Genomic DNA, 313 nt, shown 5'->3' on the forward strand with positions numbered 1-313 from the left:
TGGTCGGGAAGACAGGATTCGAACCTGCGACCCCTTGGTCCCAAACCAAGTGCTCTACCAAGCTGAGCTACTTCCCGAAATAAATATCAGATATGGGATGTGAGAGGTCAGAGATCCCAAAGCATTATCTTATATATAAAGCTTTCAATCTCAGTTCTGACTTCCTAATTCTCACTTCAAAATATATGGCGCGCCCGAGAGGAGTCGAACCCCTAACCTTTTGATCCGTAGTCAAGCGCTCTATCCAATTGAGCTACGGGCGCATTTTAATCTTTATAGTATAATTGGTGCCGAGGACCGGAATCGAACCGGT

General features: G+C 45.7%; 2 tRNA genes. Both read right to left on the bottom strand.

What is annotated here, in order from left to right:
* Nucleotides 1-77: transfer RNA gene (locus Q1B07_RS26895), tRNA-Pro, on the bottom strand.
* Between the two features lie 109 nt (nt 78-186).
* Nucleotides 187-263, bottom strand: a tRNA-Arg gene (locus Q1B07_RS26900).
* Between the last annotated feature and the right edge of the window lie 50 nt (nt 264-313).

Origin of the sequence: uncultured Metabacillus sp., assembly GCF_947503125.1 — a bacterium.
In the GTDB taxonomy this organism is placed as follows: Bacteria; Bacillota; Bacilli; order Bacillales; family Bacillaceae; genus Metabacillus.